Source organism: Pseudomonas sp. xss_4 (genome assembly GCF_043104125.1).
Classification (GTDB): Bacteria; Pseudomonadota; Gammaproteobacteria; order Pseudomonadales; family Pseudomonadaceae; genus Aquipseudomonas; species Aquipseudomonas parafulva_B.
Map to the genome: position 1 here is coordinate 1 of NZ_JBICKJ010000090.1, position 18,632 is coordinate 18,632.

Genomic DNA, 18,632 nt, shown 5'->3' on the forward strand with positions numbered 1-18,632 from the left:
TCTAAATACTGTGTTGCTTAACGATAAGCCTGAAATTAAGGGCGTGACAGGGCGTCGTCAAGACGGCAGGAAAAGCCCTTGGTCAAACCCTGTTAAGGCTGCTGATCTGTTAGATGATTTGTTGGAAAGGGCAGATTTTCGTTTTGTTGTAATGAGCTATTCCGGCGATAGCGTTATGTCCTCTGAGATGGTCGCTGACGTGTTTGCAAGCAACGGCAAATATTCGCTCTATACACAACAGCATCAACGCTACAAAAGCCGTAAGGATGCTGATAGCGCTCCTATGGTGGTTACTGAGTATTTGCATGTGTTAGATAAAAAAGCTGCATAACTCTGTGCTAACAGACCAGTCTGTCAGCAGAAAATTTTTTAACTATGAGGAGAGGGTTTATGAAAAATCTAAAAAGTTTCAGAAAATGGATATCAGACGGAAACTGTGAATTTTATTATGTCACTACGAACATTGATAAGTTTGAGATGGCATTCGCAGGGTCTAGTGAGTATGAAATAGTTTTTGAAACAGCAGGTTTTCCTAAAGACAAATTGATTATTAAATTCATTAACAAGGAATTGGTAAGAGTAATTGTCGCAACGGAAGGAGCTTTTTTGAAAAGCAAGTATGAAATAACATCGGACATTTTAGATGTTAATTTCATTAGCGAAAGTTTGATAGAGGTTAAAACATGCAAATTTGAATTTTCAATGTGTAAGCAAGTTTGAAAAACTAATTATTTAAACAGGGAAAATAATATGATTTTTATGAAAATTGATAGATCGAAAATATTCGACTATGTGAGTGCAAGATTCAATGAAGTGGCTCCGCTGACTTCTGCTGCATTGGATAACATAAAAAGATATTCAGTTCAAAAGCACAAAGACAAAATTGTTTTTATTGGGCAATTCGAAGTGCAAGGTGATGACTTAGATTCTACAATCACAATCTACAAGAATGGGAATATTAAATTTGAATATTTTATGTTTGGAATTCCCGCAATGGCATCTTCGACTTACAAAATAGTAGATGTTTATGAAGCCATTGAGCGTCAATTTGTAAGTATTGTTCTTGGGCAGGTTAACGAAAAACCAAAAGAATCACCAAGTCGTTTTAGTCTTGATGCAGAGCAGACAGTGGATTTTATCGCTAAAACTATAACTTTTGACTTTGATCGTGAAATGGGGATTTGAAGTATGGAACACAATAAATTGAATTTAGTAGTATTGTTTGAGAAGTTTAAAGAAGTTGAAAATTATCATGTGTTCGGTATATTTGAAGATGATGCCTACGTGAGTGAATCTAAATGTGATTCAGAAAGTCTGAATCGCAGATTGGAAAACGAATTATATAAATTGGAATATAAAGATGAATATAAGTTAATCTTCAAAAAAATATTTTCTGATACAGGGGATGTTCTGACAGGCAATGATAAAAAAATAAGTTATGTTCTTAATGCTCATACTGGGATTCTAAGTTATCACCTCTGGCATAAAGATATTGCTCATGTTTTTTTAATTCAAGAAGGCTATGAGGTAATGTATAAAGGTTGTAAGGCAGTGTTTCTTGAATTGAATGAGATTGTTAAAAAAGATGAAATTAGCGAGTCAAGAAAATTATCTAATTTAACTATGGCGGGGGTGTTAATTATTCCTTTTTTAGTTGACTAAAAATTTTTTTAGTAAAAAATAGAGGCCATCGACGGCCTTTTATTTTATCTGATGTATGGTAAATCTGTATCTGTTTTCAGGTGCGCCATGTAGTTATGGAATTCCTTCTTGATCCATTCATAGTATTCCGACCAATGATTATCAATGTTCTTATCCAAGGCTGCTTTTACTAACTCATAATTTTCTTTGGATTCAATTTCATGTGGTTCAAGCGATAAGTCATATAAGCAGAAATACATAACATAAGCCTTTACTGAGCCTTTAAGCATTACCTCCAATGGGATCAAACCCATATCTACTGTGATTTTCAACAGCATGAATTTTTCGCAATATTCATCAAACTTTAAACAGTCAGTTACCAATCGATCCCTTGGGTCTGCCCACCACTGATCTCTCAATGCAACAAATACAAGCTCTTTGTTATTTTCAATACCTAGTAATATATCGCTTATCATATTATTAACCCTTAAGTTTTTCATTGTTATATTTTTAAAGTAAAAGTCAAGGGTAATATTTTAATGCTGCCCTAGCTTCCAGTTCTAATGCAGCAATGGCTCTGTCTTCATACTGTTCTTCTTTTTCCTGCTCTTGAATGTCTGTCAGTAATGAAGGGTGAAGATTTTTAAAATGGCTGTATTTCATTGCAAGAGATTCAGCTAACGAGTCAAGATTAGTAGCCAGTTTTTCTTTGTGGTTTCCTTTGAGATCAAACATCACTAGTCTTTCAGAGGATATTTTCTTTCCCCATAGCGCAATTGACAATTTGAATATCAACGCCTTGGTAAACTGAATTTTTTCTTTTTTGCTGATGTATAATAACAACTCAGTTTTAAGAATTGATTTTGCAAGGCGTTTTTTAGCTGAGGCTTCCGCTCCTTGACGTGCTCTCTCAGACATTTTTTGTGAGTTACTTTTTTCCATTACAACCCCACCAAATAATGAAAGGTTTTTACTAGTAATGTAGATGCTATATTTGTGCAATACTGTATAGTTCTAAAAATCCTCGCTATGAAGATAACAGGAGCAATTAGTGTCAATAAGATTGCAAATATATCTAGTCCATTTCGTTGTTCAATTTGCACTTCTTGATAAATATGCGCAACTAAACAAAACATATTAAGAATGAGGCTTACTGTCAAAAAGTTAGACAAAATAATTATTTGTTTATTTTTGGTTTTTTCAAAGTTATCTATTATTTTTGCTAAGTCCATGTCACACCTCAACCTTTCTAAATATTCTCTCTTTTATTCTCCAGGAAAATGCTGCGACATAAAATAGTATAGATAATGGGATTATATTTAACGCTCCGCCCAATACATTTGAATAAGAAATTCCTAATATTTCCAATATTTTTGATTCATCTAAACCAATTCCACTCAATTTTAGGGGCATTATAACCATGTAAGCTTCGCCATAGATTTTTATTGCTAAAAATCCGAGAGTTGAAAGTCCAACGAAAATGTATATCGCGTCAGAAATGTTTTCTCTGGTAAATACTCTCTTTATAGTTATGTCTTTCCATTCAACTTCTAAATCAGATTTTTCATAGTTTGTGATTTTGAAGATTTTTCTAATGACTGTTCTTTCAATAAGTTTGATTAGAGCAACATGAGCGAAAATCCATATGAAAACAGTCATTGCAATGAGAATTGCAATTACAAAGTTAAAATCAACTGATTGTAGATTGCTGACGTATTCGCCAAACCATTTAGCAGCTTGAATGACTATAGGTTGTTTGATTTCTGCTAATATTAGAAAAGAGAAAGCTAAAATTAAGAAGGTTTTAAGGGCGTGTATTTTAATGTTGTTCTTCATATCACACCTGTTGATTTTTAGTTATCAACTGAGCAAGCAAAAAGGCTGTAGCATACGCATGTAATGCAAAAGTGAATAATGCAATCAGTATAATTATGTGTGGCCCTGTTGGATTTGCTTGGGTTTGATTTAATAGTTCTTTAAAATAAATTGCAAAATAAGACATTGTGTAAATGCCTAAGCCTGTAATTGTAAATGAGGTAAACAATGTAGCTAGTTTCTTCATGGTTTTAATAAATTTGTTGTCTAAGCAAATTATAGCAAATGGAATATGGCTAATTTGACGTTAAGGCATAAATAAATTCATGCAAACAGACCGGACTGTTAGCATAGAAGCGAATAACTCATATCCTGTATGAATTATCTACGCTGCAAATATTTTTAAAAATAATCCTTGTTTTGGCTTGGGCACAAAAAAACCTCCTGAAAAGGAGGTTGCTTAACTCTTTCAATTTATTTAGCGGTCAAAAGCGCATTCAACATCAAAGGGTTTACTGATGCTTTGGCGAAAAATTTAAATGAAGAAAAAGAAAGAGGTTTTAGGATAACCTGTTTTGCTTGTGCGTTAACGTTGTGTTTCATAATAAGATAGTTTTGTTATAAGCAAATTATAGCAAATCGAAAATCCTAAATTGTTGGTTAAGAGTAAATATTTTCTGTAGTCACAAAAAAGCCCCATTCAAGGGGCTTGTTAGGAACGGTGAACATCAAGCGTTTGCAGTAGTATCAGACTTTGTAGCAGTGGGCTTTTTCGCTGTCGTTTTTGACTTATCACGAATCTGACCGTCTTTGCTACGTGAGCGGGCTACTGCTGCAACCTTCACACGTCGTGTGGAAGGCTGTATCAGAGGTTCAGTGGTGCGCTTTGGACCATCAGCTACTGTCTTGCTTGGAACCCCGCGCAATCCCCTTCCAAGCGATGCAGGAAGCCTTTCGATTGGCTTCACAGTCAGTTCGACGCCAAGCGCAACCAACAGCTTCTGAATAGTATCGAAGCGCGTCTTTTCGCCACCTTTCAGCGTTTTATAAAGAGACTCGCGGTTGACGCCTGCTGCCTCTGCAAGCTGGTTTACGCCATTGGCCTTTGCGACCTCTGCCAGCGACTGCATCAGGATCGCTGGGTCGTGAGCGCTCATAGCCTCGGCCAGGAAAGCGCTGATGACTTCAGGGCTATCAAGATAGCGGGAAGCCTCGAAACGGCTGGTCCCCGACAGGTCCAGGTCAAGAATGGGCATGTCTTCGTGGTTGAATGTGTTGCTCATCGTTTTTTACCTCTCAGAGCATCGAGAATTTCTTTCGCTCGTTTGATGCCACGCTTCTGGTCTTTCTTGTCACTGCCCCATAGAAGCAGGTAAGCGGTCAGACCTACTTTGACGTAGTAGACGCGGTAGCCAGGCCCTTCAAACACACGCATTTCACTGACAGCATCACCAACGGGCTTCACATCGCCAAAATTCCCGTTCTCGGCCCGCTGGATGCGGGTAAGGATTGCGGCCTTACCAATGGGGTCGGTCACTGAGATCAGCCAACCGTCAAATTCAGGCGTTGTGTGTAGTGTGTTCATCATGTGTAGATTGTAGCCAGTAGGCTACTCCTTGTCGATCTGGTCTTGGAAACGCTGGTCGGGTTCTCAGATGAAAGCTTGCCTGACCGACTCACTGAATCTCTCAATCTTCGCATTGCCATACAGCCCGTTCTGAATACCTTTGAGTAGGGCTAGGGCTGAGGGCTGGTAGACGGTGCTGTCCTGTTCAGACACACGCAAGCCCTGGTTCAGCACGACTGAGCCTGATTCGCAAACTGTGTGAGCAATGCCAAGGGCTTCGAGAATTTGGGGATGGTTCGCCCATGCCATGCCCTGTCTTCCCTCGACCTGGAGAACGGGGATCTCCAATCCGGCCACGGCGACCGCATAAGTGCCTTGGGGTATTGAAGCGTCTGCGTAGTGGGGTAGCTCGACCTTCACCCCTGGATCAGCCTGTGCGCCGTTCTGGTTCGATTTCAGAGCGTCCTGAATGGCCTTGATAGCGTCGATGCTGATCTCATAGCCCAGCGCCTGGAGACGCTCATACGCTACGAGTAGAAACGTCTCGTCACTCAGAGCGTTGACTTGCTCTGCAAGCGTTCTGTGAGACTCTGACAGACCTGCATGTGCGGATGGGTCGAATGGTCCAGGGATCGGCCCCTTAGCTTGCATAGCTCGAAACTGAGCCTGCTGGTGGGCCTTTGCGACAGAAGGGGTGATTCGGTCGAACGTGGCCGTCTTGACGACATTGGCAAGCTGATACGCTTCTGGCCTGCTGGTAAGGTCTTGCATGGCATCGCGCCAATCGTGTTCTGTCTTCATGATGGTCAATTCCTTCTGTTGTATCTGCTGACACGAAAAAGCCCCGGTTAAGGGGCTTTGTCTTGGAACGGGCCGTTTAGGCTTTTTCAGGCTCTGGCTTCACTTCAGTAACCGTTGCGCCTTCGTAGAGGCCGTTTTGCACGCCCTGGACGATGGCTGCAATGGTGCGAACGTAGAGAGTCGCATCGTCTTTGTTTACGGCAATGCCGTCTTCTTTGAAGACGATTTTATCCTTGTTGTTATGGTTCTCGGTTTCGTAAGGAATGCCAAGGTCATCGAGCAGTGTGCTGTAACCATTCCACGAGAAATTACCTTTCTTACCGGCTTCCAGCGTGTATTCAGAACCTTCTTTCGTCTTCACTTTGAAGATGCCTTGAAGCGCAACACGGGGCAGTTTTGGGCCAGTCGGTTCGGCGTTAGGGTCACGAGGCTTACGGCCACGCTTACCGGCGTTGCCAGCATTGCCTTGGCTGGAGGCATTGATAGCTTGATGTGCAGCTTTCAGGGCAGACAGCGCAGCTTGATACGTCAGAGCTTCAAATTCGGCTTTGAACGCCTGCTGGATTTCAGCCCAGTCGGTGCCTTTGCGCAGTTCAGCGATTTTTTTCTGATGCGTTTTTTCAGCGTCTTTGATGTTTTTCAGCTTAGCCATAAGCTCAAAAAGCTTGTCTTCATCGCCACGCTGGCTAGCTTCGGAGATCTCTTTCATGACTTCGACAGATGCAGGGTTAGCAGTCGATGACATGAGGGACGTGATGACTGCCTCACCGACCTGCTTGGCAAGAGGGGAGTGATCTTTGTAAGTCAGAATGATTTCATCATACTGAGCTTTGGCGGATTTCTGAGCGTTTTCAGTAGCGGTTTGAGGCTGAGCGTTTTGATTTGCCATTTTCAAATATTCCTTCGATTGGCTATTCAGAATCTGATTTGGAAAGCAATTTCTGAAATGGATCATTACAAAAGAAAATCAGGTGGTCAAGCTTATTTTTAGCGTTATTAAAATAATTTGAATAAAAAATGCTATGATTAGCTCATAACAAATTGATTTTATTTATGAGCACAAAATTAAAAAAAATCGCACAGCAAGCCAGCCTTGGCGCTCGCCACCTCTATGAAGACAACCCTTTCGTTGAACGAGTCGAACCAACGTTAGGAGAATCACAAGAAAATGAAGCTGAACCAGAAAATAATTCTGTATCAGAATCAACAGCCTTAAAAAAAGACTCTTATAAGTCATTTGCGGGCATCGGTGATGACATTCCAGAATATCTTGAAGAAGCTGTAAACCATGCACCAAAAACACCTACTGAAATTGAAAGAGAAAAAAAATTCAGTGAACTCTTAGAAGAGTTAATCAGGGGGCAAGGGTATAACTTCAAAGCAAGCCCTGGACTTTATAAAGCGCTTGAAGGTCATCAGCGTGTTGCAACGTTCAAAGAAAATGGCTCTATGACATATCACAAGCCAGACGTGGACGGTCCTCATATGCAAGAGTATATAAAGCTTTTGTGTGAACAAAGATTTGCCCATCAGACAAAGCCTGTCAATCTGACTATCAACGAAAAATTGATTCAGAATGAAGACACTCGAATAGCTTTTTTCAGAAACTCCATTAGCACATTAGTGGATAATGGCGTTGACATTGAGCGTGTGCGTATTACCAATAAAGCATACAGATACCTTCTAGACGAATTTAAGCAAAACGCCGTAGAACTTGGTTTGGGCAATCATGATGCAGAGTCAAAAGCGCACAGCAAAATTCGTAAAGAGCCTGAGCTTGATATGCCTAATAAAGTGAGCAGGGTAGACAAGAAAGCGGCTAATGATGGTGATGCGCCGGGAGAACTGCTTATTAGCAATGGTCCAGATCCAGAAATTGCAAGCAAGCCAGATCCTGTAAAGCCTGGGAAGGTCACTGCGGTTGAAGATTCAGCACCTATCGAACCAAACAAAGCATCTGAACCTTCTGCTAAACAATGTGATATTAAGGAAAAAGAACTCACTTCTGACGCGACGCCAGAAGTCAAAGGTCAAGTTGAATCAGCTACTTTTTTGGAAAAGCCGATTAAAGATCCTTTTGAGGTAGCTCGTAAAGAGGATGGTTTTTATCAGGCTATAGATGAAAAAGCATTTAACGTCGATGATCTATTGAACGAGGATGTTTCATTTGCAGATGTTTTTCCACAGATAACTAAAGATGACCCGCTGTTTGCTCCTGATTTTCACGCTCCAAAACCCGAGCCAGCTAAGGAAAAGGCCATAGTTGAGAAGTGCGCATTGGTGAAAAACAGTAAAAAACTAGAAGAAATGTTCAAAAATGAAGATATAAACAGCGAAATCAAAAAGAGGCATAAGAATTTAATAAAGCCGTAATCAAAGCGCTTAGGCGCTTTTTATTTGCTACACTATAGTAAACAAAACTTTATCTTATGAAAGAGAGCCGAACTTTAGAAGAAGACTTGAAAGACTTGATTATTAAAGCTTCTGTAGATGCAGCTATTAAAAGAAAAAAGAAGCCGAGTGAACTAACGCCCTTCGAAAAATATTTGAAAGAAATTGAGCAATTGCCTGATTTGCCTGAGCATAACGAGCCAATTTAGGATTTTCAAAATGCTATAATTCATACATAACAATTTTAAATGTAATATGAATTATATCAAAGAAGCAATTCGCAAAGTTTTGCATGGTAAAGAAAAACTAGATCAAGATTGGGATTCAATAGGTTTACAGCCTGCTTCACTCGGATTGAGCCTGGAAGGTGTAGCATTAAGCTACAGTGAGCTTTCTGCTAGACAATTCCCAGCTAGTAAAAACGCATACCTTAAATTAGTAAGAAAGTCAGTCGATCTCACAAATAAGATGACTAGTTACTTCTCGAATGATAGGAAATTTGCCAGTGAAATAAGGCGTGTCGCAGACATAAATGGCCATACCGTTAAAAAAGACAATCAAATTCTCTCAATAGCAGACGGAAATGGGCCTGTGTTGGATATTGATTATGGGGGAAACATTGAGTTCAAATCAGGAAAAATCACACCGCAACTTCAAAACTATCTAGATTTAGTAGTAAGCAAATTTAACCAAAACGACGCATTCATAGTCTTCAAAAAAGGTGAAAACTATTCGGATTCAGAGAACGCTGATCTGCTACGCATGGTTTCAAAGTCAATGCTGAACAATGATATTAAGTTTGAAAGGTTGCATTTAATTGATTCTAGCCTTCAATATGTTCTAGATGAAATGACGCCAACACCTATCCGTGTTGAAGAAAAAAATGGCAAATACATAAAATCCGATAAGCCTTACGACGAAGATTTTCGCTCTGCAAACTCAGTGCTAGCCCGCTCTGGCATGAACCTCATAAAATATTCTGGTGGTAACTTAGGCTATTTTAAGCAGTATCAAACTATATTTGAGCAAGAGCATAATTTAAAAGTCGAATTTGCTGAAAGAGGGGATGTAATAACTTTCAAATCTATGAGAGATGAAAATTCTATTTCTTTTAGAACAACCTCTATAAAAGATGGTGGGTTAAGACTAAGAAACGAATATAGCGAAGTGTTAGCAATTGAAGAAGAAAAAAACAAAAGAAAAGCTGAGCTTCAAAAGCAGAAAGAAGAGAAGGAAACAAAGGAATATGAAAATCTTTTTTCAAGCACGAGCGGTGAGCATCAATACACTAAGGAAGGAGTTAAATCTAGGATAATAAGAAGACAAGAGGTGTTACATGTTTAATTCGATTAAGTCTATAAGAGATAAATTCAGGTTTAAATTTCTGCATGAAAAGCATGGGGAACATACAGTCGATGAACGTGCAGATGATGAATTTTTCAAAATCAAAATAAAAGAGAAGTTGATTGAAGCAATAATAAACGGCGTAAATGCACTGCCAATAATAGTTGCGGAGTCAAAGTCTGTTGACGCATTTGAATGTGAAATTGCTCATAAGGGTAAGGGTTTTGTAGTTAAAAGAATTCGCTTTTTGGCTAGGTCTGTTTACTTCCGCTCAGTTTTCTATCAAATTTCTAAAGCCTTCAAGATTAGCTATACAGACGAATCAGCAGCCATTATGGATGCGTTCTTTCAAGATGCTAAATTGCAAGATTTTGTGGAGATGCACTGTGGCCGAATAATAGCAAATATGCCGTCTGAGGTGCTTTTAGATGTTAGAACGGCTAATGCTTATTTGCTGAGATCAATCAGCAATAGGTTGAGTATTGAGCTTGATAATTACTTTGAGAATAATCAATTGCTCCTGTTGTGTATCGCTAGAGCAGAAGGTGTTAAAGGCGCATCAATTTTTGATTTAAATGAATCTGATTCTGTTAATAATGAAAAAATTAGAAACATACTGGATAGAAGAAATTACGATAGACCTATTTTTGAAGATCAATACTCTAATATGCGTAAGAGATACAAAGCCAATGACGATGCCACCGAAAAGCCTTTTGAATAAAGGCTTTAAAGCTGAATTTCTTCGTTTACAATTTCTGATAATTCATCAAGACTTAGCTCCCTGCCAGCATTTTTTGAAGGTGGTATGTCTAATCTTTGTTGTCCACCCCTCAATGAATAGACCGGCTTCTCGTCTAGCGTTTTTTCCACATCGCTCGTAAAGGCAGTCAGTCCTATCAACTCTGTTGGGAAGCACATGTTTAACGCCCGTCTGGTTGGTGTCGTCATGTCTTCTATACTTTCGATCATTTTGACTATTTCATAATTGTCCATCTGTTCGAGTCTAGCCGTTTTCAATTTGTTCGCTCCTACGGTTCTTCGTAAAGCGTGAATATTTTCGATGTAATATCTGTTTTTATTTTTTGTGTCAAAAAGCGTGTAGGGAAAAATTGAGTAACGTTCTTCAAAAAGCTTGGCGTAATCGTAAAATGATTTCCACCCAGGGGTTGTTCTTATACATCCCCATTCTGGTTTACCTATCGCATCATAAATCATCTTTTCAATAACGGAAGGGGCAGTTAAATTTGTGATAAGAGAATCGAGCATATAAGTATGTATTTCATCTTTAAGGGCTGAGTTATATCTATTGCACTCGCTTTGTAATTCGTATTGTTCGACCTTAAAGGACTTCTGGATTTTCATAATTTTTTAGATTGTTTTTTCCATTATAGCATCCGAGATCTTGTTTTCTGTTTTATCTGGAGCTATAAAGCAGATCCATTTCGTTTCACAAGGATTGAGTGATGCTTAAGAAAACCTGTTTTGCCCTGGCCCTGGTGTTGATTGGTAGCCAAGCTTACGCTGAAGCGCCTGATTTCAAGGCGTATGCCGTGCCGGTCGAGAATGTCACTCTGAAAGGCCCGCTGAAAGGCGCGAACGATCAGGTGCGTCAACGTATGGCATGGGTCAAGACGAAGGCGCAGAAGCCCAATTTCGCGGGGCATTACGTCCTGGATTCATTTGGCTGTGGCACTGGGTGTATGGCATCCGCCCTAGTGGATCTACGAACCGGGCAGGTCTACCGGGCGCCGTTCCATGAGCCTACCCATGAGGAAAAGTCTTTCAGGGTTGACTCTCGCCTTGTCGAGTTCAGCAAATACAATTACTACAAGCCTAATTCTCCTGAGATGATGCAAGTGGATGGCTTGGCACTGTGGGATGAAGACAAGAAAGAATTCAGAATTTTAAAACAAAGCAAGCCCTACAAAATGGAAATGTGAATAAATAAATTAAGAAGCCCGCCTATATGGCGGGTTTTTTATTGGGATATGGTAAAATATGCACAATAACAAACTACTATATGATGAACGATTTAACAACACGTCTCAATGAAACGAGGTTCTTGATTGCTGAAAAGGTGGGCGGGCGAATAAAGGTTAAACTTGCAGTAACAATTCCCAAAGGGATTTACACAAAGCAAGTTTACCAACGCCATGTTCGAAAAGTGTTAAACCTTTTTTCCAGATCGGCGGGTTCTTTAAAATTGGGGGTTTTTATTCCCGATAATCGAGAAAGTGAAGTAGTTATTTTCAATTATTTAGAGAATTTGCAGATTTTACTAACAGAAAGCGGATTGACGTATGATATGATTAAATTATAACCAAATAATATAATATGACAGATAATAAAAAAACAATCAGTTCCAACCCTAATATCATCGACTTACAAGAAAAGAGAAAAATCCTTGTTAAACGCCGTTTTCTAAAAGATGAAAACTTAGCTGGTTCACAACCATACGAGACAATTAGAAAATTCAACTTGCGTGGTGATGTAGATAAGATTAAGGAAATTGAGAAAAAGATTTCAGCTTATGAGCTAACGTGTAAAATACTGTTTGAAAATGAAGCCCTTAGTGATAAATCTGAATTTGATGAATTATTTACGCTGCTAAACCAAATTTATGAACTGCATATTAAAGCTCAAGGCTATTACAAAGATGCAGAAATCTTGCGCAATGATTTTGTTTTTGAAAGTTTAGAAAAAAAGACATCTGAACCTGCAACATTTGAACCTGCAACGTTTGAACCAGCAACATCTGAAGAAGAAAATGTTATCAAGCCAGTTAAAAAATCTGTTAAGAAAGCTAGTGAAAAAGCTAAAACAGATAAGGTTGACTCAATAAAACCAAAAACAAAAAAAGCTTATAATAAGCCGCGCAAATTCACTTTTGATGAATAATAATGTGATATGCTGATAATAAGAAGTTGTTATTAAGTTTGTCGTAAACTCAACCTTCTTGTAGTTCGACAATCCACCTAAATGGTGGATTTGTTGTTTGTGTGATTTGGATATTCGTGTGGTATAATTCATAAACAACATTTAGAAATATCATGATTAAAAAACCATCAAAATACAAAAGGGTCGATTCAGGTTTATCAAATAAATCAGCCATATCAGATGCAGAACATCAGATTTTGTTGAAAATGAACAATCAAAAGAAAACCGCCAAATAAGGCGGTTCTTTTTTAGTCTGGACGTATGCGATTTCGATTCGCCTCCTGCTTGGGGGTTTTCTTGGCTTCGTCCATGGGCTTGTCCTGCTGAGCCTTGGCCGGGGCCGGGGTTGTGGTCGCCTGTGTGGGCTGGGGATCTACGTCTAGTTTCGTGTCGTAGGGCACAAGAGAGGCGGGTAGCGTGAAGCCTGCAAGGTTGAATAGCTCAGTGAGCCTTTCACGCTCGATCTGCAGGTCTGCCCTAGCACGCGTGGCTATCGCCTCCAGGTCGTCGCTGGTGAGAGGCTTCAAGTCCTTGGGCATAGCCCACAAGCTGGGCTGTGGCGCTCTGTGAAGTGCGTAGAGCATTGCCTGATAGGCTGGCTTGCTGTCTATGGTCCTGTCCAGTTGGCGAGTGTGAACAAGCTTTGTAACCTTGCCAGATCCGGCCGCAATGGCTGCATCAATCTTCTCCATGTTCCTCTTCAACGTGATGTTGTAGTGAGCTTCTTGAAGGTCTTTCAGCTTTTCAGCAACAACCAAAGTAGGCTTGTAATTCTTGACTGTTACGCCATTCAGCATTGCTTCGATGTATAGCGCTTCCTGCATCTTGGCGTTAGCTGGGCCAGTGAATTCGATTGTGTTATCACCTCGGGCCACAATTTCTTGAATCAAGGTTTTCACTGAACTGGCGTTAGATTGCAGAAGCTCATATTCATGAGCATCAATCCTTCTGAACATTTCTTTGGAATTGAATTTACTGATTACAGATGCGCCTTGAACAATTTGGTTTGTTAGCATTTTCTTTGAGTGGTGCGCTAATTTCATTCTGTTTAAGAATTGTTCTGTGGTTTCGTTTTGGTCATATCTAAACTCTGAGTAAGGCGTATAGTCTGAACCCGTGCATGACTTTCTGACCTTCTGGCTGCCAGCAGATATTATAATATCGTTTCGTTTTAGCTTAATTCTTTCTTCTATCAGCTTGTTAATAGTAGATATATCGCAATCAAAAATGGATCTTAATTCTTCTGATTTTGTTTCAATGCCAATCTTTTGGAGTGATAGCTTTTCGTTCTGGTCGATGAAATACAATGACCATGAATATGCACCTGCGCCAGATTTGTTAGGGTAGATTTTCAAACCATTCTGTAAGAGAAGCTTGTTTAATTCCAGAATATTCAAGTGGCTGTTCTGGCGAATTGTGTTCATTGCGAATGGCAAATAAGCAGACAAATCGACTTTATGTTGAGATTTTTTGATATTGAAAAATTCTTGTTTCTCTAATAGGCGTTTCATTGGTAACGGTAGTTTTTTGTAAGATACAAGGCGTTCAGGATTCTTGTTATCTAATAAGAAAATGTCTTTGCATATGCCATTCACTCTATGGAATTTGATTCCAATATCTGCGGCTTTTATGGCTTGTTCAACCTTCGTGAAATTGTAATTTACGTCATTGAATTTGGATTCAATGCTGGTCAATTGGTCTACAAGGTTCTTGTCTTTTTCGCTGATTTCCTGATCCCTTAATTTGGTTTCCATCTGTTCAAGGAATGGATAATCTTTTTCGCATTCATACTTAACGTCTTGGAATAAATCCAGCAAACCGCCTTCATATCTCTTACCAACATAAAATAAATGATAGTTTCCATCTTTATCGAAGTGATTCACGCTCATGTGTAAATGTGGGTTGCCATCTTTCAAATGAATATCAGCACGGTAGTAGAAATTTATGTCTTTTGACTTGGACATTCTTTTAAGAATTCTTTCACCAACGTCATGCAACAGCTCTACTTTTTCATGAGTCGAAAGGTTCGCTGTTTCTTTATCAGAGCATGAGATAATAAATCTGAATAGGTCTTCTTTACCAGATTGACCTTTGGTTTTTGCTCGGCTCTTTGCGTTATGTTCCATCAAAAATTCAGCTTGGGAAGCTGCGTATTTCAAAGCATGTTCTTCATATGCTTTGGCGTCCTCAAAGGGTCTGAGTTTGTTCTCAATGGCTGGATGAAGAACAGCAGTAGCGATGTTCGTTCTGCTGTGTTCAACGCCAATATGAGTGTCTACGCCGTTCACTACACTCGGAGATATGGTGTATCTAATCCACTTCGTAATCTTGGATAAACCATTTACGTTGTAGCCTGAGTGAGTGGTATCGCCACCCTGTTTTTGCTTTGATTTGTTCTTTACATCAATTATCATTTTCCTTCTCGTTTGTGCCATCCAAAGACTTTTTGAGGGCGATCAAATTAGCCGCAATTTTTGGATAAGCTGGTTCTTGTTTTTTGAATAAAGCATCGTTTACATATTTGTTGAGGCTGTTAAATTGTTCAAATATCTTTTTGAATTTCTCTAACAAAGCATTATCTGATTCTGATAATTTAAGCGTCCTTGCTTTTACATTCGCTTCATCAAAGTAGTATATAACTGCATCCAGCAATTGACCTTTCAACGCCAGACAGTTACTCACAATGTCAGATGATTTGAATGTGATAGCTGTTTCCTTATCCCTATTCTTTGCTTCTTCTTTCAAATCTTCAATTAGGTCAAGTGAAGCTGCAGAATAGAATGGATCTGTCTCTGATATTCGGGCTATGAATTGCAAAGCGGGTTCAGCAGATTTGTAATATTCATATATGTAATCTTTCAGCAAGTATTTTTTACCGTTGCTTTGAAATGACACATGCCCAACATTGTTAAGTAATTGGCTTACGTTGTTTGCATGGTTCACTCTGACACGATTAAGCTTATCAATTTCTTCTTTATAGCCACCTTCAATTTCAATGATTGGGGTATTAACGATCTGATCCAACAGCGCTGAGAATCCTTTCTTACGGATGTAAGTCTGTCCTTGTTTCAGATGGACGAAACCGGCACGATGGCCGATCTCATTTACTATCTCTTTGAACCTTTGAGTGCATCTTAAATAATGTTTTTGAGTGAAGTTGTTCATTAGGCTTCACCATTTTTTATACGTTTAACTAAGTCCTCCAAACCAGAAATTCTTTCGAGCAAGAATCTAATTGCATCCGGTTGGTCTTTGAAAGATCTTGTCTTCAATAGGCCGTTGTTCGTCCTGATAGCTTCATCTTTTTCCAAGCTTGCAATCGTCTCATTTATCTCTGAGATTTGTTCCTGCTTCTGTGAAACTTGAAGATTATTAGCTGAGATTTTTGATTCATAATCAGCAATTTTTTCATTGGGTAATGCAATCTCATTTTTGTATTTGTCGATGAATTCAGCGTTACCAGATGCAAGGTAAGATTCGTATTTATCAGCTATATCAGCTTTCAAAATCTTTTGCTTGGTAATGTCTGATTTAAGAGAATTGATTGCGTTCAATAAAGCTGAAAGGTCTTTCTCAAGGTCATTTTTATTTTTGGTTAATTCATTTTTTGTAGCCGGTTTTTGTGTATTTGATTTGGTCATAATATTTAATATTAGTTGTTTGATATAGTTATAGCATTTTTAAAATCGAATCTCTTAAAGAATACAAAAATAATTCCGATGAATAAGAATTGGTGCGCTGTAAAGGCAAAAAATCTTTGCGGTATAGTGAAATCCATCGCGCAAATTAAGAGACTGAACAGCACCAGAAAGTAAGAGAAAATGATTAGTTTCAGGTGGCCTAGCGATGGGTATATTTCACCAATTGCCAGCTTCCATATTGGATCAGTTGCAAGGTATTCGTTTATCTGAATAGCCTGCTTCTCGACTTCGATTTGTTCAGCCTGAGCGACTGCTAGGGCACGTTTAGCCTTGGCCCTTGTAGCTGAGAAGGGGATAGTGCCTTTGATGCTTTTGAGCTGGTCCTGGGCTTGCCTAATGGCATGTTGATTGCCCTGCTGAGCTTGCAATGCGTCTTTGTATCTCTGTGTTGAACGCACTTGATTAGCGATTTGCAGAAGACGAAAGTATGTCTTTATGTCTTGTATCATTTTGATTTGATTTGTTTCTAATTGTATTGTAGCAAATCAGAATCAGAAATATTGCGGTATAACTGCATTTAGCTATGCGGTATAAGTAAACGGAGTGCGCCAAGCCATATAGTAGACCAGCGAAAAGTATTTTTGCGGTATAACTATCCTTCCTCGCTTGCTTTTAAATGCTCTTAAAAAAGAAATTTTTGATCTTTGCTTTTGGCTTTCGCTATACCGCAAAACGCTATACCGCAAGCTTATACGGTATTGAAAGCAGCAAATAACTCACGCCTTTGGCGTCAAGGGTCATAAACGTTGCGGTATAGCGAAATCGTATTTAAAGCTATTTGTGCTGAACCATTATGATGATTCATGCTCATTGAATTGGTCATACTTCTATATAAAAGGAAAATAAGAATCTTTTTCAAAACAATTTCTGATTAACCATCAGTTCTGAAAATTCGTCATGCTATAATTAGGCTATAACAAATCTAATTATCATGATTGATGTATCATTATCACCAGAGCGCCATTTAATTTTTAAGACTCCAATTTCTGTTCATCCAGAAGCCTCAATGTCTGCTTTCTATGTAGTCATAGATGCACCATTTGAAGTGCGTAGAAACTTCCTTAAAGCAGTTCTGCACAACATGGCTGGACTGTCATACAGTGGCGTTTTCAAGGTCTATGATTCAGTCGTTGCAAGAGTCATCGTCGAATCATTTATAAGAGACAACTGCACACCAGAATCGAACCTTCACGGCTATTCAGATGGTCGAATCTACAAGCTGAATTGATTTGGTATCAGGATAAAGAGGTCGCCATGTGCGGCTTTTTTATTTTCAAAATTATTGCGGTATAGCGCAATTCAGGAAATCAAAAATGGTATAATTTAGGTATAACAAAAGAATGAAGTATGAAACTATTTTCCAACTTAAATGCGTGGCATTACAAATTAATCAAGGTGATTATTATTACAATCATTGCTGTGCTTGTTCAGCCTTTGATGTATGAATTATTAAAAAAAATTGTTGAGTTTTATAATTTTCACATGGGTGTTCCTTCTCCAATCGTAATGCCTAAATACATAGTTCAGCATGTGAATACGCCAATGGAAAATTTCAAAGGTTACTTAGCAATTGTTGCGCCGTTAATTTATTTGGCGTTGCTATTAAATATTACCAAGCCATTTCTCAAAAAGTGAATATGATTCTTACAGGCCACCTTCAATGGTGGTTTTTTAATTAAAAATTCTTGCGGTATAGCGCAATTTCATAAATTCAAAATGCTATAATTAAGTAACAACAAATTTATTTCAACATGAAAATATCAAAAGACACACGCAATAAAATAGGCATGTTCTGTGTATGCAGTTTGGGTGCTGCATTCATAGCCTGCTATTGGCTTTATGCAGTCGCAACTGGTGAGCTTCCATTAGAGTTGGTTTCTAAAATTATTGATCATCCAATTTTATTTTTCATTGGAGTTATATTGGTAGATACCATTATGATTGGTCTTCCAATTCTTGGGTTCTTCTTTGCAAGATTCTTGTTCAGATTAGTCTTGAAGCTCAAAGCCAAGCACAAATGAGAGAAAAGAACTTTAAATTGAAGCCACTTATTATGAGTGGCTTTTTGGTTGGCTGACCATGAAAAATAGTTTGCGGTATAGTGCAAAAGATTAAATTCAAAATGCTATGATGCAGTTACAACAAATTTATAAATCACCATGAAATATTTCACACCTTCTGTTAAAGATGTTTTTAGAAGAATACTTTTTATTCTGTTCAGATACACTGTAATATTTTACACCCTTTACATTATTGCAACAAACAGAATACCAAAAAGTTTCTTTGATACAATCGCTGAGCGTCCGTTACAGTCATACACTTTTGGATTGCTTGCGTTGAGTATAATTGGTTTGACTTTTACGATGATTATAATGTCTGTAAAGCCAATTGAGAATTATAAAACTTCTGACAAACCCAAGCCTGACTAACACCAT

At 38.6% G+C, this 18,632-nt stretch carries 21 protein-coding genes and 2 pseudogenes; 11 read left to right on the top strand and 12 right to left on the bottom strand.

The annotated features are described in order from the left end of the window. The 4 genes and pseudogenes from ACF8GB_RS19040 to ACF8GB_RS19055 form a co-directional block, all read left to right on the top strand. A pseudogene (locus ACF8GB_RS19040) lies at positions 1-331 on the top strand (DNA methyltransferase); the annotation flags it as partial. Positions 332-390: 59 nt separating this feature from the next. Continuing rightward, complete coding sequence (locus ACF8GB_RS19045) at positions 391-720, top strand: hypothetical protein (RefSeq protein WP_181073616.1); 330 nt, start codon at positions 391-393, stop codon at positions 718-720. A gap of 30 nt (positions 721-750) precedes the next feature. Beyond that, positions 751-1,185, top strand: a complete 435-nt coding sequence (locus ACF8GB_RS19050) for a hypothetical protein (RefSeq protein ID WP_181073617.1) — start codon at positions 751-753, stop codon at positions 1,183-1,185. 3 nt (positions 1,186-1,188) lie between these two features. Then, entirely contained in the window at positions 1,189-1,662 is a 474-nt protein-coding gene (locus ACF8GB_RS19055; protein ID WP_181073618.1) for a hypothetical protein, read from the top strand. 44 nt (positions 1,663-1,706) lie between these two features. Here the strand turns inward: ACF8GB_RS19055 and ACF8GB_RS19060 are convergent, their stop codons facing one another. The 7 genes and pseudogenes from ACF8GB_RS19060 to ACF8GB_RS19090 all read right to left on the bottom strand — a co-directional run bounded on the left by ACF8GB_RS19060 (position 1,707) and on the right by ACF8GB_RS19090 (position 6,713). Then, the gene (locus ACF8GB_RS19060) at positions 1,707-2,117 is read right to left on the bottom strand and encodes a hypothetical protein (protein ID WP_181073619.1); all 411 of its coding nucleotides are present in this window, start codon (positions 2,115-2,117) and stop codon (positions 1,707-1,709) included. A 46-nt stretch (positions 2,118-2,163) separates the two neighbouring features. Beyond that, positions 2,164-2,583, bottom strand: coding sequence for a hypothetical protein (locus ACF8GB_RS19065; RefSeq protein WP_324835960.1), 420 nt, complete (start codon positions 2,581-2,583; stop codon positions 2,164-2,166). A 291-nt stretch (positions 2,584-2,874) separates the two neighbouring features. Next, positions 2,875-3,477, bottom strand: a complete 603-nt coding sequence (locus tag ACF8GB_RS19070; protein ID WP_392527455.1) for a hypothetical protein — start codon at positions 3,475-3,477, stop codon at positions 2,875-2,877. 917 nt (positions 3,478-4,394) lie between these two features. Next, positions 4,395-4,739: pseudogene (locus ACF8GB_RS19075) on the bottom strand (addiction module antidote protein); the annotation flags it as partial. Further along, positions 4,736-5,044: a type II toxin-antitoxin system RelE/ParE family toxin gene (locus ACF8GB_RS19080; RefSeq protein WP_181073624.1), complete on the bottom strand. Its 309-nt coding sequence runs from the start codon at positions 5,042-5,044 to the stop codon at positions 4,736-4,738. The gene ACF8GB_RS19080 and the pseudogene ACF8GB_RS19075, both read right to left, overlap by 4 nt. Before the next feature lie 63 nt (positions 5,045-5,107). Then, complete coding sequence (locus ACF8GB_RS19085) at positions 5,108-5,824, bottom strand: hypothetical protein (protein ID WP_392527456.1); 717 nt, start codon at positions 5,822-5,824, stop codon at positions 5,108-5,110. Positions 5,825-5,900: 76 nt separating this feature from the next. Next, positions 5,901-6,713, bottom strand: a complete 813-nt coding sequence (locus tag ACF8GB_RS19090) for a hypothetical protein (RefSeq protein WP_392527457.1) — start codon at positions 6,711-6,713, stop codon at positions 5,901-5,903. Positions 6,714-6,877: 164 nt separating this feature from the next. Between ACF8GB_RS19090 and ACF8GB_RS19095 the strand changes: the two genes are divergently transcribed. Genes ACF8GB_RS19095 through ACF8GB_RS19110 form a run of 4 tightly spaced genes read left to right on the top strand, consistent with a single transcriptional unit; the run spans position 6,878 to position 10,280 of the window. After that, positions 6,878-8,197, top strand: a complete 1,320-nt coding sequence (locus ACF8GB_RS19095; protein ID WP_392527458.1) for a hypothetical protein — start codon at positions 6,878-6,880, stop codon at positions 8,195-8,197. 56 nt (positions 8,198-8,253) lie between these two features. Next, on the top strand, positions 8,254-8,424 hold the full coding sequence (locus ACF8GB_RS19100; RefSeq protein WP_392527460.1) for a hypothetical protein: 171 nt from the start codon (positions 8,254-8,256) through the stop codon (positions 8,422-8,424). Positions 8,425-8,470: 46 nt separating this feature from the next. Further along, on the top strand, positions 8,471-9,559 hold the full coding sequence (locus ACF8GB_RS19105) for a hypothetical protein (RefSeq protein ID WP_392527461.1): 1,089 nt from the start codon (positions 8,471-8,473) through the stop codon (positions 9,557-9,559). Next, positions 9,552-10,280 carry a hypothetical protein gene (locus tag ACF8GB_RS19110; RefSeq protein WP_324835945.1) on the top strand — a complete coding sequence of 243 codons (729 nt, stop codon included), beginning with the start codon at positions 9,552-9,554 and terminating at the stop codon, positions 10,278-10,280. Before ACF8GB_RS19105 ends, ACF8GB_RS19110 begins: the two co-directional genes overlap by 8 nt. A gap of 5 nt (positions 10,281-10,285) precedes the next feature. On the opposite strand, the gene ACF8GB_RS19115 is transcribed toward ACF8GB_RS19110, so the two are convergent. Continuing rightward, positions 10,286-10,921 (bottom strand): hypothetical protein, encoded by a 636-nt coding sequence (locus tag ACF8GB_RS19115; RefSeq protein ID WP_181073631.1) that lies wholly within the window; start codon positions 10,919-10,921, stop codon positions 10,286-10,288. A gap of 101 nt (positions 10,922-11,022) precedes the next feature. Between ACF8GB_RS19115 and ACF8GB_RS19120 the strand changes: the two genes are divergently transcribed. Together ACF8GB_RS19120 and ACF8GB_RS19125 are read left to right on the top strand one after the other, a co-directional pair. Then, positions 11,023-11,499, top strand: a complete 477-nt coding sequence (locus ACF8GB_RS19120; protein ID WP_181073632.1) for a hypothetical protein — start codon at positions 11,023-11,025, stop codon at positions 11,497-11,499. Between the two features lie 394 nt (positions 11,500-11,893). Then, complete coding sequence (locus ACF8GB_RS19125; RefSeq protein ID WP_181073634.1) at positions 11,894-12,457, top strand: hypothetical protein; 564 nt, start codon at positions 11,894-11,896, stop codon at positions 12,455-12,457. A 287-nt stretch (positions 12,458-12,744) separates the two neighbouring features. Here ACF8GB_RS19125 and ACF8GB_RS19130 read toward each other — a convergent pair whose 3' ends face one another. From ACF8GB_RS19130 to ACF8GB_RS19145, 4 genes are read right to left on the bottom strand one after another with little or no spacing between them, the layout of a single operon-like run. Next, positions 12,745-14,910, bottom strand: a complete 2,166-nt coding sequence (locus tag ACF8GB_RS19130; protein ID WP_392527463.1) for a hypothetical protein — start codon at positions 14,908-14,910, stop codon at positions 12,745-12,747. After that, positions 14,900-15,661: a hypothetical protein gene (locus tag ACF8GB_RS19135; protein WP_324835938.1), complete on the bottom strand. Its 762-nt coding sequence runs from the start codon at positions 15,659-15,661 to the stop codon at positions 14,900-14,902. Before ACF8GB_RS19135 ends, ACF8GB_RS19130 begins: the two co-directional genes overlap by 11 nt. Further along, on the bottom strand, positions 15,661-16,137 hold the full coding sequence (locus tag ACF8GB_RS19140; protein ID WP_181073637.1) for a hypothetical protein: 477 nt from the start codon (positions 16,135-16,137) through the stop codon (positions 15,661-15,663). The genes ACF8GB_RS19135 and ACF8GB_RS19140 overlap by 1 nt, the downstream gene beginning before the upstream one ends. Positions 16,138-16,148: 11 nt before the next feature. After that, positions 16,149-16,646, bottom strand: coding sequence for a hypothetical protein (locus tag ACF8GB_RS19145; protein ID WP_366548459.1), 498 nt, complete (start codon positions 16,644-16,646; stop codon positions 16,149-16,151). Between the two features lie 898 nt (positions 16,647-17,544). Here ACF8GB_RS19145 and ACF8GB_RS19150 point away from each other — a divergent pair. Then, complete coding sequence (locus ACF8GB_RS19150; protein WP_392527465.1) at positions 17,545-17,832, top strand: hypothetical protein; 288 nt, start codon at positions 17,545-17,547, stop codon at positions 17,830-17,832. The last annotated feature ends 800 nt before the right edge of the window (positions 17,833-18,632 follow it).

Bases quoted from the DNA above. Each gene is read 5' to 3' on its own strand.
- ACF8GB_RS19145 (WP_366548459.1), bottom strand. From the start codon at position 16,646: ATGATACAAGACATAAAGACATACTTTCGTCTTCTGCAAATCGCTAAT.
- ACF8GB_RS19150 (WP_392527465.1), top strand. From the start codon at position 17,545: ATGAAACTATTTTCCAACTTAAATGCGTGGCATTACAAATTAATCAAG.
- ACF8GB_RS19140 (WP_181073637.1), bottom strand. From the start codon at position 16,137: ATGACCAAATCAAATACACAAAAACCGGCTACAAAAAATGAATTAACC.
- ACF8GB_RS19045 (WP_181073616.1), top strand. From the start codon at position 391: ATGAAAAATCTAAAAAGTTTCAGAAAATGGATATCAGACGGAAACTGT.
- ACF8GB_RS19125 (WP_181073634.1), top strand. From the start codon at position 11,894: ATGACAGATAATAAAAAAACAATCAGTTCCAACCCTAATATCATCGAC.
- ACF8GB_RS19120 (WP_181073632.1), top strand. From the start codon at position 11,023: ATGCTTAAGAAAACCTGTTTTGCCCTGGCCCTGGTGTTGATTGGTAGC.
- ACF8GB_RS19065 (WP_324835960.1), bottom strand. From the start codon at position 2,583: ATGGAAAAAAGTAACTCACAAAAAATGTCTGAGAGAGCACGTCAAGGA.
- ACF8GB_RS19085 (WP_392527456.1), bottom strand. From the start codon at position 5,824: ATGAAGACAGAACACGATTGGCGCGATGCCATGCAAGACCTTACCAGC.
- ACF8GB_RS19095 (WP_392527458.1), top strand. From the start codon at position 6,878: ATGAGCACAAAATTAAAAAAAATCGCACAGCAAGCCAGCCTTGGCGCT.
- ACF8GB_RS19070 (WP_392527455.1), bottom strand. From the start codon at position 3,477: ATGAAGAACAACATTAAAATACACGCCCTTAAAACCTTCTTAATTTTA.
- ACF8GB_RS19135 (WP_324835938.1), bottom strand. From the start codon at position 15,661: ATGAACAACTTCACTCAAAAACATTATTTAAGATGCACTCAAAGGTTC.
- ACF8GB_RS19080 (WP_181073624.1), bottom strand. From the start codon at position 5,044: ATGATGAACACACTACACACAACGCCTGAATTTGACGGTTGGCTGATC.
- ACF8GB_RS19115 (WP_181073631.1), bottom strand. From the start codon at position 10,921: ATGAAAATCCAGAAGTCCTTTAAGGTCGAACAATACGAATTACAAAGC.
- ACF8GB_RS19090 (WP_392527457.1), bottom strand. From the start codon at position 6,713: ATGGCAAATCAAAACGCTCAGCCTCAAACCGCTACTGAAAACGCTCAG.
- ACF8GB_RS19060 (WP_181073619.1), bottom strand. From the start codon at position 2,117: ATGATAAGCGATATATTACTAGGTATTGAAAATAACAAAGAGCTTGTA.
- ACF8GB_RS19055 (WP_181073618.1), top strand. From the start codon at position 1,189: ATGGAACACAATAAATTGAATTTAGTAGTATTGTTTGAGAAGTTTAAA.
- ACF8GB_RS19050 (WP_181073617.1), top strand. From the start codon at position 751: ATGATTTTTATGAAAATTGATAGATCGAAAATATTCGACTATGTGAGT.
- ACF8GB_RS19105 (WP_392527461.1), top strand. From the start codon at position 8,471: ATGAATTATATCAAAGAAGCAATTCGCAAAGTTTTGCATGGTAAAGAA.
- ACF8GB_RS19130 (WP_392527463.1), bottom strand. From the start codon at position 14,910: ATGATAATTGATGTAAAGAACAAATCAAAGCAAAAACAGGGTGGCGAT.
- ACF8GB_RS19100 (WP_392527460.1), top strand. From the start codon at position 8,254: ATGAAAGAGAGCCGAACTTTAGAAGAAGACTTGAAAGACTTGATTATT.
- ACF8GB_RS19110 (WP_324835945.1), top strand. From the start codon at position 9,552: ATGTTTAATTCGATTAAGTCTATAAGAGATAAATTCAGGTTTAAATTT.